Here is a 15,908-nt window from a genome sequence, read left to right on the forward strand (position 1 = left end):
TCGCGGCCGGAATCTCCCCATCACGGAAAGAACCCCCAATTGGGATGAGTTGGATATATAGAAAAACCCCCGCCCTCTCCGTACGAGCAGGGCAGGGGTCATCAGCCGGCGCGCTGGGCCGCGCGCCGGCTGAACGACTGGGAGGATCAGCCCTTGACGCGGCTCTCGGCGGCCTGGGCGCGGTCGTACATGTCCCGCCAGAAACGGGCGGTCTCGACCGCCTGCGCCCCTTCCTCGGCCCAGGTGTCCCCGGTGGCCTCGGCCGGGTCGGCGATGCCGCGCCAGATCCCGTCCGCGGCTTCCCGGGCGAGCCGGGCCACGCGCTGCCAGTTCTCCGCCTGGGCCTTGGCCGCGGCCTGCTCGGCCAGCCATGCCCGCTGCGCGGCGCCCGCGTGCTCGGCGACCGCCTGCCAGGCACGCTCGGCCTCGGCCCTGGCCTTCGCCGCGTCGACCGCGTCGTTCACCGCGGCCTCGGCCGCCTCCGCCTGCTTGATCAGACGGGACAGGGTGGCGTGCCGCACCCGTTCCGCGTCCGCGGTCCGCAGCCGGTAACCCTCCAGGTCCAGGCTTGCGCCGGTCACCCAGCCGTAGCCGAAGAACTCCGCGATGTCCGCGTCGGTCGCACCGGGCCGCAGCGCCCACTGGGCCGCCACCCGTACCTGCTCGCCCGGGTCGCCCTCGGCCACCGAACGGACGAACTCAACGTCCCCGGCGGCGACTTCCCGCCGGTGCGCCTCGTCCGCCGCGCGGGTCGCCCGGTCGCGCTGCTGCGCCTCGGCGTACCCGGTCCGCACGAACGCCGCCCGGTCCGCGTCGGTGCCCTTCAACGCACGGGCGGCCGCGGCGCGGGCAGCGGGGGCGAACTCGGCGGTGTGGGTCTGGACGACCCGTTCGCAGAACGCCTTGTTCCGGACCCGGGTGTCCCGCAGCCGCTGCTTGGCGTAGTCGTAGCCGCCGCCGGGCGCCAGCCACTCCGCGATCGCCTCGTCCCCACGGGAGTTGCGCAGCGCGTTCCACGCCGAGGTACGGATCTCGGCGGGCAGCCGCGACATCGCCAGCCGATGGACGTAGTCGCGCGCCTCCTCGGCCGCCGCGGCCTTGGCGGAGACGGACTGGTCCGCCGACCGGTCGGCCTGGACGACGGCGGGCGCCGGGGCGTCGGCCCAGGCGGGGGTCACGGTCGCCACGGCGGCCCCACCGGCCAGCAGGCCCGCCACCACTGCCTGGGCGACCCACAACTTACGGCTCACTGTTGACCTCTCAGGATCGGAAGGTTCCACTGCACTGATCAAGGTCACGCGACCGGCAGGATCCGCCACAGCTGCGCGTCGGTCTGGTTGCAGTACCACTGCTGAGCCTTGACGCCGTCGTCCTTCTTGCCGTGGTCGATGTCCACGCAGCGATCCGGGGTGTGCATGGGACGCAGCTGGTAGAGCTTGTTGACGGGGTCGACGAGGACCATCCGCCAGCGCAGCTGGGCGCCGCCGCCGGTGCAGCCCCACTGCTGGACACGGGCACCGGCCTGGGTGCCGCTGTTCTCCACTTCGAGGCACTTGTCGCTGTGCTCGTTGCGCAGCACGAAGGACGAGTCGACGGTGGGGATGGCGCGCCACTGCTGCGCCTTGCCCTCGTTGCACGTCCACTGGAGTGCGGCCGCGCCGTTGTCCTTGCTGGCGGAGTCGATGCCGAGGCACTTGCCGCTGCTCGCGACCTGGAGCCGGACGGTGTCGCCCTTGTCCGAGGCGGCGTCACTGGCGGTCCGGGCCCGGTTTGCGGCCTCGCGGGCGGCCTCGGCGGCCTTGTTGGCGGCGTCCTCGGCGGAGCCCTTGCCGGCGGCCTTGGCCGCCGCCTCGCGGGCGTCCTTGGCGGTGGCCCTGGCGGCGTCGTCCCCGCTCGCGTGGGCGGTGGTCGCGCCGACGGTCAGTGCGGCGACGCTGCAGGCGATGGCCAGGGCGGCTCGGATGGTCCGAGACATCTGGAAGTCCGTTTCTTCTCGATGGGTGGGGAGCCCGACGGGGTGGGGCGCGGGGTGGGGCCCGGCGGCGCCGAGCCGGTCAGCGGCGGCGACCGGCTCGGCGGACGCGGGCGGGGTCAGACCTTGGCCGGCTTGAGCTGCCAGCGCTGCGCGTCGGTGCCGTTGCAGTACCAGCTCTGCGCGTTGGCGCCTTCCTTGAGGCTGGCGCTCTTGATGTCCAGGCAGCGCAGGTCCGTGTGCATGGGCCGCAGCTCGTAGAGCTCCTTGGCGACGTCGACCATCACCAGGCGCCAGCGCATCTGGTTGTTGCCGGTGCACCACCACTGCTGGACGTTGGCGCCGGCCTGGGTGCCGCTGTTCTCCACCTCAAGGCACTTGCCGCTGTGCTTGGCCCGCACCTCGAAGGTCGCCGAACCGGTGGAGACCAGCTCGAAGAGCTGACCGTCCGCCCCGTCGGCGCACTTCGACTGCACCGCGTTGGCGCCGTTGCGGAAGCTGCCGTCGGCGATGGCCAGGCACTGGCCGCTGTGGGCCGCCTGGAGCTGGACGACGGTCGGCGAAACGGTGGCGGCGGCGCGGGGCTCGGCCCCGTCCGCGTGTGCCGTGGTGACGCTGCCGGCCAGCGCGGCGACGCCGGCGCCGATGGCCAGCGCGACTCGGGTGATCCGGGACATGGGGGTGTTCCGTCCTTCTTGCTTCGTGCTTCGTGAGGACTTGCTCGGTCAGGAGAGGCGTGGGTGCGCCGGGGGGAGCGTCAGCGCGCGAGCGGCGTGGAGATCTTCCAGGTGGCGTCCTGGGCGAAGTCCTTCTCGGCCTCGTAGCGCTGCTTGCCGCCCTTGTCGGCCGCGTAGAGGTCGCCCTGGAACTGCCGCAGCCAGCGCCCCTGCTGGTTCGCCGACTCAAAAGACGTGCCGGAGCCGGTCAGGCCCTTGCGGGCGCACCAGGTGGCGTCCTTGCGGAATGCCCCGCTCTTGTCGTCGGCGCCCAGCTGGACCCGGCGGTCCTTCTGCGCCAGGTAGTAGCCGGGCTTGCGGGCCGACTCGAAGGAGTAGCAACCGGACTGGCCGGTGAGGGCGGGCATGATGATCCAGGTGGCGTCCTCGCGGGCGGTCTGCTTGTCCTTGCCGTTGACGGGCGCGAGGAATGCCTCTCCCTTGTCGGCGTCGGACTGGCGGATGTACCAGCCGGCGAGTTGGGCACCGCTTGCCTGGAAGGACTGCCGCAGGGCGCGGTGCTGGCCCTCCATGAGGAACCGCGCGACGTCCTGGTCGCTGCCGGCCAGCGCCTTCTTCGCCGCGGCGACCAGATGGGGGTGGACCCCGGTCTTCTCGGCGCGGGTCTGGATCTGGAGCGCCAGCCTGCGGTCCGCGTCGGCCCGCTTCTTGCGGAGCTTCTCGGCGTCGAGGTTGTTGGCCTGCATGGCGCCGGCGTGCAGGAACGCCTTCCAGTCCGCCGGGTTGGAGCTGAGCACGGCCCGCTGGGCCGCGGCGTAGAGCTCGGTGTGCTGGCCGTCGGCGGGGGTGCGGCGCAGCAGTTCGCGGATGAAGTTGTCGTCGCTGAGCTCGTAGACGGAATCGGGGAACGAGAGGTCGAAGCGCGTCTCGAACAGCGTCGCGGTGCCCTTGCGGTCCTTGAGTTCCTCGCGGCGCTTGAGTTCCTGCGCCTCCTTCTCCGCCTTCTCCTTGAGCTCGTTGGCCACGTCCCGGTCGCGGGCCTCACCCGCACCGGTGGCGATGAACTCCTGCCAGGAGGCGGCGTCACCGGCCAACGCGCGGGCAGCCGCGTCCCGGACCTCCGGTCCGGAGGCCGCGTCCTTCATGACGGCACGGATGAAGTTGTCGTCACTGAGCCCCAGCAGTTCCGGGGTGACCGATATGCCGATCTTGATCAGGACCTGCTGCTTGGCGGTCCGCGCCGCACGGTCCGCAGCGGCGTGGTCCTTCTCCCGCTGCTTGTCGACCTCGTACGCCTCGTGGATGCCGGTGGTGATGAACCGGACCTGGTCCTCGGCCGAGGTGCCGACCATCATGACCTCTTCGGCGGCCGTACGCACCGCTTGCAGGGATTCGCCGGCGTCCCTGGCCTTCTGCCACAGCGCGTGGATGAAGTCGCCGTCGCTCAGGAGCATCACGTCGGGGCTCGGGTCGAGGCGGACCACGGCCGCGGCGTCCACCCGCTGCTTGTCGTTGGTCCCGATGTCCGCTGCCCTGGCCACGGAGTCCGTCGGTGCGGCGAAGGAAACCGGTGCGGCCACGCCGGTGACCGCCGCGAGCGCGGTGGCGGTCACGATCCCCCGCTTGACGGCCCTCCGCATTCCCGCGTTGTTGGTACGGCTCTTGTCCATTCTGTGTTCAGTAACCCTTCCAGCGTCTCGTGGGCGCGGCCCGGAGTGTGCGGGCAGACGGAGAAACGCAACTCGGAGATTTTGATTGCCGTCGGTCGACGGACAGAGGGGAGGGAGCGGCGGTCTTTTCCCGCTCGTCCCGCTCAAGGTCCTTTGCGGACCCGGGTGTGCGGCGAGGTCGGGAATACCGAAGCCGGCCCGGGGTCCCGGGTCTGGTCACGGAGCCCAGGACCGTCCCCGCGGGGACGGTCTGCCTTCCGGGGCGTGCCGTTCAGCCCCTGTGGTGCCTTTGCCGGCGCGTCGGATCGCTCGTGAAACGGGTAGACCAACGTGTCGGTGACCGGTGGTGTTTCTCTTGCCCGTTACTCCTCGCCCCCACGGAAGCGGGACACGGGGCTGGACCGGCCTGATCGCTCCTGGACTGTGCCCGGGGCGGGGGGTACCGGAGCGGCCTCCATGGTCATGACTGGTCGAACCCCCCGCTGAGCGACGCCCGTTGACGGCGGGCAGTATCCGTAAATGTCTGGTTAAGTAAGTACCAGGTCTCGACCAAGAGAATCAATGCCCCCGCGTTGACGCGAAAGGGCCGCTCATGCCCCGAAAGTGCCCTACTGGCCCGTAATCACAGGGTCTGGAGTGAACTGACACCCAGTCATAAAAAGTTCCACTCTTTATCAAATCTTGATCAGAATGGGGTGACATGTCGCCCATGTAACTGCATAGCGACGCCCCTCACGGGGAGAGGCTTACCATTTCTTGGCGTTCCGAGATGACTGTCGTCGCGGATCCGCTGACGACTCGACCCGGGCTCGCGGGCGGCTCGGGTGCGCCGGGGTCGCGGACAAGGGGCACTCCGGGGCGGGTGGACGAGGGGGTGGCGTTCCTCGAAGGGAGCGCGACCCCTGCGTCCGCGGCGAGGGCGTGGTGCGGCGTCAGAACATCAGCCGGTAGGTGTCGTAGTTCCAGCCGATCTTGACGGGCTTGTCGTACGCACCCGCGGCAGTGCCGTTGCCCTTGTACAGCATCAGGTCGCCGCTGGGGGTGCGGGCCAGCAGGTCGGCGTTGCCGTCGCCGTCCACGTCGCCGGTGGAGAGCAGGTGGTCGTACATGTTCCAGCCGCCGCCGATCTTCTCGCGCGGCTCGAAGGGGGCCTGCCGGTTTCCGGTGCCCTTGTAGAGCCACAGGACGCCCGACTTGTCGCGAGCGACGATGTCGGCCTTGCCGTCGCCGGTGAGGTCGCCCTGGCCGGCTATCAGGGTGTACTGGTCCCAGCCGCCGCCGATCGTGGCGCGCGCGGTCAGTCGGCCGTCGGAGTAGGCGAGGTAGACGTGCATGACGCCCGCCTTGTCGATGGCCATGATGTCGGGCTCCGTGCCGCCGCCGAGGTCGCCGGGCGAGAGGACCTTGTCGTAGATGTTCCAGCCCCCGCCGATGAGGCTGGTCTCGGTCTCGAACTCGTTCTTCGGGGACGTGAAGCGCAGGTTGCCGTCGGTGTCCCAGGTGTAGAGCCCGTCGGCGAAACCGTCCTTGTCCCGGTCGACGTTCTGTGCGGCCTTGAAGATGTCCCAGCCGGGCGCCACGCGAGTGCGCGGTGCGAATCCGTTGCGGTTCGGCATCTGCTGGTAGAGGTCGCCGTTGCGGGCCACGCCCGAGAAGTGGAAGGACGGGGAGCTCGCCGTGTCCGGAGCGGAGAGCATGGGCGTCGCCGTGCGACTCTCGGGGGCGTCCGGGGTCGTGCCCTTGGCGGCCCAGGGCACGGTCAGTTTGAGCGTCTGGGGCTGGATGTTCTGCAAGGGCGCCGGAACGGGCGCGGGGCTGTCGGCGACTGCGGTCCCCCCGGTCGCGCCCAGCAGGGTTGCTGTGAGCGCCGCGGTGGCGATCTGGGTGAGTGCGCGGCCACGCTTACGGCCGAGACGGAAACCCACGTACTTCTCCACTTACTTGGACATTAGTTTCTTCATGCCTGATAAGGCGTGATGACATATTATTAACTCAATCTTTACGCAAGGAATCCACATGTCAACTGAGCTACCGGTCTGCTGAGGCTCGCCCCGCTGGCGTCGCTTTGGTGAAACGCCCTGGAGTCTCGTCGGGCGGTTGGCGCCGTGCGTGCCATGAAAGGCCATCAACTTCCTTGCAAGGGCCGGGCGTTGTCATATGGTCGGGGATTTCGGGGAGGGGTCGCGCTTCTCGGGGGGCGGGGCGTCGCCGTCTGGCGGTGGGCCGCTCTGTTCCTGGAGGGGATCCGCCCCCAATGCCCCTTACTGGGCAAAATGGTATTGTCTGCGGCCTACAGGGAACGTTGGCGTGCCTGGGGCGTGTTCGGCGGATCAGGCGGACGTTCGTGTCGTTCGTATCGCGGTGGCCGGTGCTTCCTCCGGGGCGCGGAAGTACGGAAGGTTGGCGGCGAGCGATGGGGTTGCGGTCCGCGCGCAGGTCCGGTCGGAGGCGGGTGCCCCCGTCCGGCGCCCCGCGGCGCGCCGCCCACGGGGCCGCTCGCGTCCCGCGCCCGGCCGCCCCGTCCCTCGCCGCGGCTCGGCCTGCCGCCGGGCGCTGGCTGCTGCGGGGCAAGGACGGCCGGCTCACCGCCTACGCCCTGGCCCCCGGCGCCGTGCTCCGCTGGACCGAGACCCGTCCCGGCGGCCCCGAATGGAGCGGTCCGGACGTCTTCCCCCTCCCTGGTGCGGACAACCTCGCCGTCGCCCAAGGGGGCGACGGCTACGCACACTTGGTGGCGCGGTGCAGCCGGCCGGGTCCCGAGGGCGGCGCGGAGGTGGACCTCGCGCATGCCACCCAGTTCCAGTCCGGGCGCCCCCTCGTCGCCTGGCGTCGCGTGGACAACCCGCACGAAGAGCCGGAGCTCGCCGCGCGACTCGGCGTCCCCACGGCCGCCGTGGGCGCCGACGGGGCGCTGCACGTGTTCGTCCGCAACGCCGGGGGAGGCGTGTTCGCGCTGCGGCAGGGTGCCGCGGGTGAGTGGGCGCAGTGGGAGGACATCCGCGGCTGGCGGGTGCTGGGCGTGATGGCCGCGGTCGCCACGGGCGCGGGACGGGTCGAGCTGCTGGCGCCGGCCGAGACCTCGGTGCTGCGCTGGTGTCAGCCCACGCCGCGCGGCGCGTTCGCGCGGGCCGAGGACGTCCCGGCCGTGCCGCACGATGGCTCCGCGGTCGCCCTGGAGACCGGCCCGGACCGGCTCACGTACTACTGGAGCGATGCCGAGCGCGGGGGGCTCGTCGCCCATCGCCCGGGGGAGGGGACGTTCGCGCTCGGCGGCACGCCCGGCGGCGGGCCGCTCTCCGTGGTCCGCGCCGAGGTCGACGGCCACGACTGCACGGTCCTGGCCCACCGTGGCGCGGACGGCCGCCCGACGCTGGGCGCCTGGGTGACCGGCGCCGAGGCGGGAGGCGTGTGGTGGACGGCGACGGGCGAGGGGTGCGTGGGCCACCCCGCCCTGGCGGCGGACGCGTTCGGCCGCCTGGTGCTCGCGGCCCTCGGCACGGACGGCACCCTCCGGGTGACCCGGCAACGTCCGGAACGGGGCCTGGCGTTGGAGGCGTGGCGGCGGGCGTAGGCCGTTGCCTTCTCCCGGACCGGCCGCCGCCCCCGTTTCCACACCTGGGTCCGGGGGCGGTCAGATGGGGCAGGGCCGGACGGACCCTAGGGCGCTTCTGACGGATCTCCGCGGCGTCGCGGCGCCTGGCACGCCCTCCCCCACGCCTTAAGGGCGCGGGGGGACCCCCATGCGGCGTTGCCGGGATGTCCCCATAGCTCCGCTATGAAGACATCCCGGCGCCTTGCGATCGCACGCACCAGGCGCCGCTCCTTCTTCCACGGAGATCCGTCAGAAGCGCCCTAACCCCCGTGCGCCGGTGACCTCTTGGAGCCGGCGGGGACGGGGCGGTCCTCGCGCAGGGCGTCCCACAGGTCGCGTGCCTGGGGCTGGGCGGCGACCACGCGGTTCGGGTCGGTGGTGTCGTAGTCGACCGGGAGCATCACGGTCTCCATCGTCGAGGTGTCCAGGCCGTTGAGGGATCTGGCGAAGTCGGCGAGCTTGGGGAGCGAGCCCAGCTCGGAGTCCGTGGTGAGCGCCTTGGTCGCGGCGTCGGCGGTCTTGTAGAGCTTGGCGGGGTTGCCGAGCACGTTCTGGCGTTTCAGCTCGGACAGCAGCGCGAGGATGAACTTCTGCTGGAGGCCGATGCGCCCCAGGTCGCTGCCGTCCCCGATGCCGTGCCGGGTGCGGACGAAGGCCAGCGCGCCGGTGCCGTCCAGCCGGTGCGTACCGGCCGAGAGGTCCAGGCCGCTCTCCTTGTCGTGGATCGGGCGGTCGAGGGTGACGGGTACTCCGCCCAGGGCGTCCACCAGGCCCTTGAAGCCCGTGAAGTCCAGCTCGACGTAGTGGTCCATGCGCACGCCGGACATCGACTCGACGGTCTTGACCACGCAGGCCGGACCGCCGCTGGTGTAGACCGAGTTGAACATCACGCGGTCCGCGGCGGGCAGGGCGGAGCCGCTCGCCGTGGTGCACGCGGGGCGGCTCACGAGGGTGTCGCGCGGGATGCTCACCGCGGTCGCCCGCTTCCGGCCCTGCGGGAGGTGGACGACCATCGCGGTGTCCGAGCGGGCCGTGCCGCCCGTGTCGCCGCCCGCCAGGTCCTTGTTGGCGCCCGAGCGGGAGTCCGATCCGAGGATCAGGATGTTGCGCGCACCGTCGTCCACGTCCTTGGGGCGGTCCTTGCCCAGGGCCTGGTTGATGTCGACGGTGCTGAGGTTGTCGGCCAGGTGGGTGTACGCCCAGTAGCCCAGGCCGCCGCCGGCGACCACGAGGGCCAGCACGGTCCAGCCCAGGGCCCGGCGTATGCGCGCGCCGCGGGTGCGCGGCTTGCGGCGGGTCTGTTTGGTCATGCGGTCGGTGTCCTTAGGGGGTGCGACGAGGTGGCTGGTGTCCCGGGCTCACGAGGGCCGGCGGCTCCTCAGGCGGCGCGCCGGTACGCGTTGCCGAGGCGGGAGTTGCGGGCGCTGCCCCGCTCGAATTGGCTCGCGACGGGGAAGTAGCTGGGCAGGAACGCCGCCAGGATGGCGCTCTGTTCGTCGGCGGGGACGTCCCCGTCGTGGTAGTCGTTCAGGCAGAACACGTCGTGCGGGCGGCTGATGAGCAGCCGGTTGAGGCGGGTGTGGTGCTCGCGCAGACCGACGTTGACGAAGCCGCAGTTGATGCCGCCGGGCACGCTGCGCCCGGTGTGGTAGCCGAGGTAGTGGTGCAGCGAGGAGGCGATGGAGATGTCGGTGTGGCTGCGCAGCTGGTTCGCCGCGGTCCGTGCCCACGCCTGGGGGTAGTACGCCGCCACGTCGGCCAGGACGCTGCGCCGCAAGGGGTGCGGCGTATGCAGGAAGGCGTGGGTGAGGGTGCGTCCGAAGACCTGCTCCAGCAGGGCGCGGTTGTTCTTGGCCGCGCTGATGTTGAAGTCGTCCTCGGCGGAGACCGGGGTCATGGGGACGGGTGTGGGCGACAGGAAGTGCTTGGCGACCCCGTTGCCGTGGAAGAACAGGTGGGGCTGGAGCGGTCGGCCCAGGAACACGTCGTCGTTGAAGTAGAGGAAGTGTTCCGACAGGCCCGGGATGCGGTGCAGTTGGCTCTCGATCGCGTGCGAGTTGAACGTCGGCAGCGCGCCGTCCTCGCCGAAGATCTCGCTGTGGTCCACGATGCGCACCCGCGGGTGGGTGAGGTCGAGCCAGGTCGGTACCTGACGGTCCGTCACAATGTAGATGGTGCGGATCCACGGCGCGAACATGTCGAGGGAGCGCAGCGAATAGCGCAGTTCGTCGCGGTCGCGGAAGCGCGCGGAGTCCGTGGCGGCCACCGCCGGGGCCAGCCCGCGCGCGGTCAGCGCCGCGTTCTTGCGCGCCAGCCACGCGGGGTCGTTGCCGTCCACCCATGTGTAGACCGCGTCGACGGGAAAGCCGACGTCGTCGGTGAGGGTGCGGGTGTAGGGCTCGATGGTGCCGTAGCTGCGGCCCGCCACCGTGGTCCGGGCCCGCACCAGGGCGTCGCGCGGCACGGTGTCCCCGATCCGGGTGCGGGTCGGGGAGCGGAAGACCGCGGGGTCCTCCGGGTCGTCCTCCCAGAAGGCGATGTCGCAGCCGTAGACCGTCCCGTAGCGCAGGGTCTGGGAGGGCGTGGTGACGGGCTGGTAGACGCGCACCAGCGGGTGCTGGGGGCCGACGGCCCGCTCGGCCAGGTTCGCCAGGGCGGTGCTCTGCACGGCCTGTCGGGCGTTGAGCGCCGCCACGTAGACCGCGGCGTCGCGGTGGTGCGCGGCGAGCGCGGCGAGCACCGCCTCGCGCTGGGATGCGTGCACCGCCACGGTGTGGCGCAGTGCGTTGTCCCGTACGAGCAGGTGCGGGACGCCCGCGGATTCCAGGGCGCCCACGACCAGGTCGAGGTTGGCCTGCATGACGTCGAAGGGCGTCGCGGTCTCGGTCAGTTTCGCCAACTGCCCACCGCTGCGGACCAGTTCCGGGTGACGTCGGGCCACCCGCTCCTGGTGCGCCCGCTGTTCGCGCGGTGCGACGCCGGTGGGGGTGACCGGCGCGGTCTGCGGCATCCCGCCGGCCCCGGCCGTCGCCGCTTGGAGCGCCTGGCGGTCGGTCTTGGTCGCGGCACCCGGCCCGCGGCGCGCGGCCAGCAGTTCGCGGAAGAGCGCCTCCCAGCGCTCCGTGACGGCCGCTTCGGAGATCCGGTGGACGTGGCCGGCGGCGGCCCGGCCCATCGTGTGCCGCAGCGGTGCGTCCTCGATCAGCCGCAGCAGCGCAGAGGCCAGCCCCTCGATGTCGCCCGGCGGCACCAGCAGGCCGGTCTCGCCGTCGGCGATGATCTCCCGCGGACCGTTGGGGCAGTCATAGGACACCACGGGCACGCCGGCGGCCTGTGCCTCGCCGAGCACCAGCGGGTACGCCTCGTTGCGGGAGGTCAGCAGGGCGATGCCGGCCTTGGCCCACTCCTCCGCCAGGTGGGGGGAGTTGCCGTTGAGCTGGACGCAGTCGTGCAGCCCGAGCTGGTCGATCTGACGGCGCAGCAGCCCGCTGCAGGGGCCGTCGCCGAAGATCCGCAGGGTCCAGAGCGGCTGCTGTCGCGCGACGACGGCCCACGCCTGGAGCGCGTGGTCGATCTGCTTCTCGGCGACGAGCCGGCCGGCGAGCACGACGGTGCGCGACTCGCGGCTGGACTGTGGGCGGTAGCCGGAGGGCAGCGCATTGGGGATGACGTCCAGCCGCGGTGCCCACTGGCCCAGCACCTCGACGAACCAGTCCTTGGTGCGGTGGGTGAGCAGCACCAGCGCATCGAGCTGGGAGGAGAACCGCATCAGCGGTTCGCCGGAGTTGCCGCGCAGTTCGGAGACGCGGTGCTCCTGGTGGACGGTGACCACGTGGGGCGGCGCGAGCTGGACGGCCAGGGCCATCAGCGCCGGGGTGGTGGAGACCAGGATGTCGGTGTCGGTGTGGCGCAGCGCGTGCTGGAGCTCGAAGTCGGTGAGCCGGTTGAAGGCGGCCTCCCAACTGTGGTCGACGAGCTGGCTCGGCTGGGCGGCCAGCGCGGCGCACGCCTCCGCGGACAGCTGCGTGGGCCGCAGCACCCGCGGGGTGGCGCCGCTGGTGTCGACGAGGTGCTCGATGCGCACGCGCGGGTCGGCGTCGAAGAACCGCTCGGCGGAGGTCTTGAAGACGCTCAGCACGCGCACGTCGTGCCGGCCGGCCAGCGCGCCCGCCTGGTTGAGGATGGCTCGCTCGGTGCCGCCGATGGCGTCCGCCGATGTCAGAAGAAAGGTGATCTTCACCGTCGTACCTCGTGCATCTCGGGCATCTGCTCACAGGTGAAGCGCAGCGTGCCCGCGTTCGTGTAGCGCGGCTGTACGCGCATGATCCGGCCCTCGCCGACCGCCATCACGATGTGCCGGATGGCGAAGACCCGCAGCGGGTTGCGGACGTCGTGCAGGCGGCGGCCGAGCGCGACGCGCGGCCCGCCCTTGAGGGGACGGGCGTAGAGCGTCCAGTGCTCCTTGGGCCGCCGCGGGAACATCTCCTCGACCGGCAGGCTGACGCGCAGGACGCCGTCCCCGAGGTGCGCGGCGCGCCGCGTCAGGCTCCGACCGCCCGAGGCGAACTCCACCTCCCAGCGCGACCGTCGGGTGCCCAAGACCCGGAACTCCACGTCCGCACCGGTGTAGCGCAACTCGGTACGGGCGACCTCGGCCTGTGCGGCGGGCGTCGCGCACACCAGCCGCAGGCGCCCGGTGACGGTGCGGCCCGCGCGGTGCCGCATGCCCGTCCGCGGACAGGTCGTCATGGGCCGGGTGGGGCCGCCGTACGGGGTCGCCGGCACGGCGAGCGCGAGGGGGATGCGCTTGCGCCCGCGCGGTCCGCGCAGGACGAGCGTGAGCCGCCAGCGCCCCGGCCGCACCGGCACGCCGTCGAGGTCGGAGCCCAGCAGCACCGTGGCGTCCATGACCAGGCGGCTGTCGCGGTCGCGGTAGACCCGGACCGGAACCCGGTGGCGCTTCCCCCTCCGGGACACCGTCAGTTGGGCCGCACGGCCCTCGACGCCCTCGCGCACGCCGGGCGGCAGGACGGCGTGCAGGCTGAGCGTGTGGCCGTCGAGCACGGCCGCGTACCGCACCGTGGCGGACCAGCGGGAGCGCACCGGGTAGCACACCTTGGCGATCAGCCGGGCGCGGGCCGGTGCGAGCGCGGCGATCAACTTGCGCCGGGCCGCGCGCGGCAGCGCCGACGGCTTCCTGAGGTGCTTGACGGCAGCCGTGGCACGGGACTTGGAACTCAATGGGCCGTATTCGTCGTGGGTGTGGGGGCGGATGAACGGTCGGGCGGAACCGGCGTCTCGGCGGCGCGCGGCGACGGCGACACCGCCATGGCAAGGGGCGCGGCGCGGGGCCGCGCCGGCGTGGAGCGGGGTGGACGGCGAACGAGCGATCAGTCGTCGATCAATGCCTCTAATGCGTCCAACACGTCATCCATCGGTCAAGAAGTCGTCTGTTCTACGTAAACTCGTGAAACCCTAACAAGGCCCTTATTGGCGCCTAATTCTCAATACCGGCAAATCGGACGTCGGGTAGGTAACGAATGAGGATCAGGTGCGTCAAGCCGGAGTGACTCTGTCATCGGTGATGAGAGGAGCAGAAGGAGTGAAAGGGGTGGAAGGGGTAGACGGAGTGGAAGGGGCATAAGGGGGAATGGGAGGGGCGCGCCGGCCCCGGCCCCGGCCCCGGCCCCGTCCACCGCCTCAGCCGGCCCTCATCCGACCCTCAGCCAGGGCGAGAACACCGGTGCCGCCAGGCTGGTCTGCCGGGCGAGGTACAGATGGGCGTCGGCGCCGATCGCGCCGACCATGCCCCGCCCGAGGGAGTCCGTGCTCACCGACGGTGCCCCGATCAGGCCGCCCGCGATGCCGTCCAGGTCGAGGTCGGCCCAGTTCGCCCCGTCGGGGGTGAGGACCGCGCAGCTGACCCCGCCGAAGTCGTTGCGGGTGGCGAGCAGCGCACAGTCCTCCATTCCACTGGTCGTCAGGGCGGTGGCCGCGACCGGGCCGTAACCGCCGCGCCCGCCCCGGCTCTGCGGTCCGTGCGGCCAGCCGCCGCCCGGATCGCCCTGCCGTCCGACGAGCGTCACCGCGCGCTCGGGCTTGCGGTAGAGCGCGATCACCCGCCCGTTGGCCTGTACCGCGCTGCTCGTCGCCCCCGCGGGCGTGGACAGTCTGAAGCGCGGCGTCGGACGGAGCAGCGGCCCGTCCTCGTCCTGGATCCAATGGGCCACCCGGTCGCGGGCGGGCGCGAACAGCTCGATCCGCCCGTCGTGATTGACCGCCGCGCTCAGCCCCTCCTGGAGCTGCGAGCCGCGCAGATCGATCCACTCGCTCCACCCGCCCGCCGGTTCCAGCACCCGGGAGCTGACGCCCTTGCCCCAGTTGCGCGCGAACACATGCAGCCGGCCCTGCCCGTCCACCGCCGCCACCGGTGCCCCCAACTGCCGTACGCGGTCCGCGGAGTCGGCCGGGTTGCCCAGGTCCCGCCACGGTCCGAACGCGCCGCCGGGCTCGGTCTGCGCCAGATGTACGAGCTGGCGGCGGTGCGCGTCGGCGCCCGCCCCCAGGGCCGCGTACCGCAGGCCGACGACGTGCAGCCGCCCGTCCGGGGTGGCGCACACGGACAGCTGGGGTGCCAGCGGCCCGCCGCCCAGCCGCCACGGGCCGCCCCACTGCCCGGTGCCCGGCCCGGTCTCCTGCCACATCACGGCCTCGCCGCCCAGCACCCCGAACGCCGACAGCCGCCCGCCGGCGTCGCGCCGGAGCCAGTCGGTGCCCCCGGCGTACCGGTGCGTGGTGCTCTGCACCCAGCCGGTGCCCCGGGCGCCGAACCCGACCGAGTAGTCGCCGCTGCCGGCCGGGTCGCCGCAGTCGTAGCCGTCGGCGGCGCCGTAGACGTTGAGGTAGTGCTCCTTGCGCGAGCTCGCGTACACACCGAGGTTGTGCGGCCAGCGCTCGTTGTAGTAGCCGCGGTAGGACGTGACGGTGAACGGCCGGGCCGTCCCCGAGGAGCGGTGGCGCTCGATCGCCTCCAGCGAGAACAGCGCGGCGTAGGTGTGGTCCTGGTGGTCGGAGTGGTCCCCGTAGTCGTGCCGCTGCGGGAACTGCGCGTTGTGCTCCTGGTGGTCGGGGTCAGGATCCATGATGCGGACGGCCGTGGGGCGGAAGTGCTCCAGCAGCCCGGCCAGCACGTCGATGAGCGCGTCCCGGTCGTAGACGCACTCCGCCTCGACCGCGCCGCCCGTCGGCACGATGGTGCGCACGGACGGGGCCTGCCCCGTCCACAGCGTGCGCAGCCGCACCTGGGGGTCCTCGGGCGCGTACTGGCGGAGGTTGAGGAAGACCAGCGTGATGTGCGGGGCGCGCTCCAGCCGGCACATCTCCAGCACCGTCCCGTGCGGCCCGCGCAGCGTGCTGCGCGTCCACCGCGCGGCGCGGTCGGCCAGCGCCATCGCGGCGTACGCGCCCAGCAGGCCGTTCTGCCGGGCCTTGGCGTACGCCTCGCGGTCGGCCGGCACCTGGTCGCGCGGCTCCCATGGGCGCGGATTGCGCCCGTCGGACTCGCCGTTGGTGAGATAGACGCTGGTCGTGGGCGCCCCGGAGCGGATCGCCTGCAGGACCTCCGGGTTCATGAAGTACAGGTCGTCGTCGGGGTGGGCGAGGATGCTCAGGTGCGCCGCCCGCAGCGGGGGCCGGTGGTCGGGGTGCGCGTGCGGGTGCGAAGACATGGAGTGGAAGTCCTGGAGGTACGAGCCCGACGCCCCGCGGCACGACGGCGCACGGGGCGCGGGCCGCGCCCGTCGGTCGAGCGGTTGCTGGCGAATCGCAAATCATACAGAACGCCCTCCGAAGGTGAATTCGGATATATGGGGGTTCGCGTCCGTCGTTCGTTGCCGAGGTGCCCGGCGGCCGGGGTGCGCACCCGGAGGCGGCGAGTGTGCCACATGCCACAAACGCGGACAGAGTGCATGAGTAGAACTACTCATGACCGGTGTCCG

10 protein-coding genes are annotated in these 15,908 nt (G+C 71.9%); 1 reads left to right on the top strand and 9 read right to left on the bottom strand.

Features of this window, described 5'->3' with window-relative positions:
- Positions 1-146 precede the first annotated feature (146 nt).
- The 5 genes from MOV08_RS28925 to MOV08_RS28945 form a co-directional block, all read right to left on the bottom strand.
- Positions 147-1,250 carry a hypothetical protein gene (locus MOV08_RS28925; RefSeq protein ID WP_275309452.1) on the bottom strand — a complete coding sequence of 368 codons (1,104 nt, stop codon included), beginning with the start codon at positions 1,248-1,250 and terminating at the stop codon, positions 147-149.
- Positions 1,251-1,294: 44 nt separating this feature from the next.
- Positions 1,295-1,975, bottom strand: coding sequence for an RICIN domain-containing protein (locus MOV08_RS28930; protein ID WP_275309453.1), 681 nt, complete (start codon positions 1,973-1,975; stop codon positions 1,295-1,297).
- A 116-nt stretch (positions 1,976-2,091) separates the two neighbouring features.
- Positions 2,092-2,649, bottom strand: a complete 558-nt coding sequence (locus MOV08_RS28935; RefSeq protein WP_039637047.1) for an RICIN domain-containing protein — start codon at positions 2,647-2,649, stop codon at positions 2,092-2,094.
- Positions 2,650-2,729: 80 nt separating this feature from the next.
- Positions 2,730-4,319 (bottom strand): AbfB domain-containing protein, encoded by a 1,590-nt coding sequence (locus MOV08_RS28940; protein ID WP_052286931.1) that lies wholly within the window; start codon positions 4,317-4,319, stop codon positions 2,730-2,732.
- Positions 4,320-5,251: 932 nt separating this feature from the next.
- Positions 5,252-6,256, bottom strand: a complete 1,005-nt coding sequence (locus tag MOV08_RS28945) for an FG-GAP repeat domain-containing protein (RefSeq protein ID WP_275309454.1) — start codon at positions 6,254-6,256, stop codon at positions 5,252-5,254.
- 515 nt (positions 6,257-6,771) lie between these two features.
- Between MOV08_RS28945 and MOV08_RS28950 the strand changes: the two genes are divergently transcribed.
- A complete protein-coding gene (locus MOV08_RS28950; protein WP_338057211.1) occupies positions 6,772-7,890 on the top strand; it encodes a PLL family lectin in 1,119 nt (372 codons plus the stop codon).
- A 281-nt stretch (positions 7,891-8,171) separates the two neighbouring features.
- On the opposite strand, the gene MOV08_RS28955 is transcribed toward MOV08_RS28950, so the two are convergent.
- From MOV08_RS28955 to MOV08_RS28970, 4 genes are all read right to left on the bottom strand, one after another.
- Positions 8,172-9,221, bottom strand: a complete 1,050-nt coding sequence (locus MOV08_RS28955) for an LCP family protein (RefSeq protein ID WP_275309456.1) — start codon at positions 9,219-9,221, stop codon at positions 8,172-8,174.
- A 68-nt stretch (positions 9,222-9,289) separates the two neighbouring features.
- Positions 9,290-12,151, bottom strand: coding sequence for a stealth conserved region 3 domain-containing protein (locus tag MOV08_RS28960; protein WP_275309457.1), 2,862 nt, complete (start codon positions 12,149-12,151; stop codon positions 9,290-9,292).
- Positions 12,148-13,152: a hypothetical protein gene (locus tag MOV08_RS28965; protein WP_275309458.1), complete on the bottom strand. Its 1,005-nt coding sequence runs from the start codon at positions 13,150-13,152 to the stop codon at positions 12,148-12,150. Before MOV08_RS28965 ends, MOV08_RS28960 begins: the two co-directional genes overlap by 4 nt.
- 470 nt (positions 13,153-13,622) lie before the next feature.
- The gene (locus MOV08_RS28970) at positions 13,623-15,638 is read right to left on the bottom strand and encodes a DUF8189 domain-containing protein (RefSeq protein ID WP_275309459.1); all 2,016 of its coding nucleotides are present in this window, start codon (positions 15,636-15,638) and stop codon (positions 13,623-13,625) included.
- Positions 15,639-15,908 lie beyond the last annotated feature (270 nt).

The sequence above is a fragment of the Streptomyces yunnanensis genome, from assembly GCF_029011865.1.
In the GTDB taxonomy this organism is placed as follows: domain Bacteria; phylum Actinomycetota; class Actinomycetes; order Streptomycetales; family Streptomycetaceae; genus Streptomyces; species Streptomyces yunnanensis.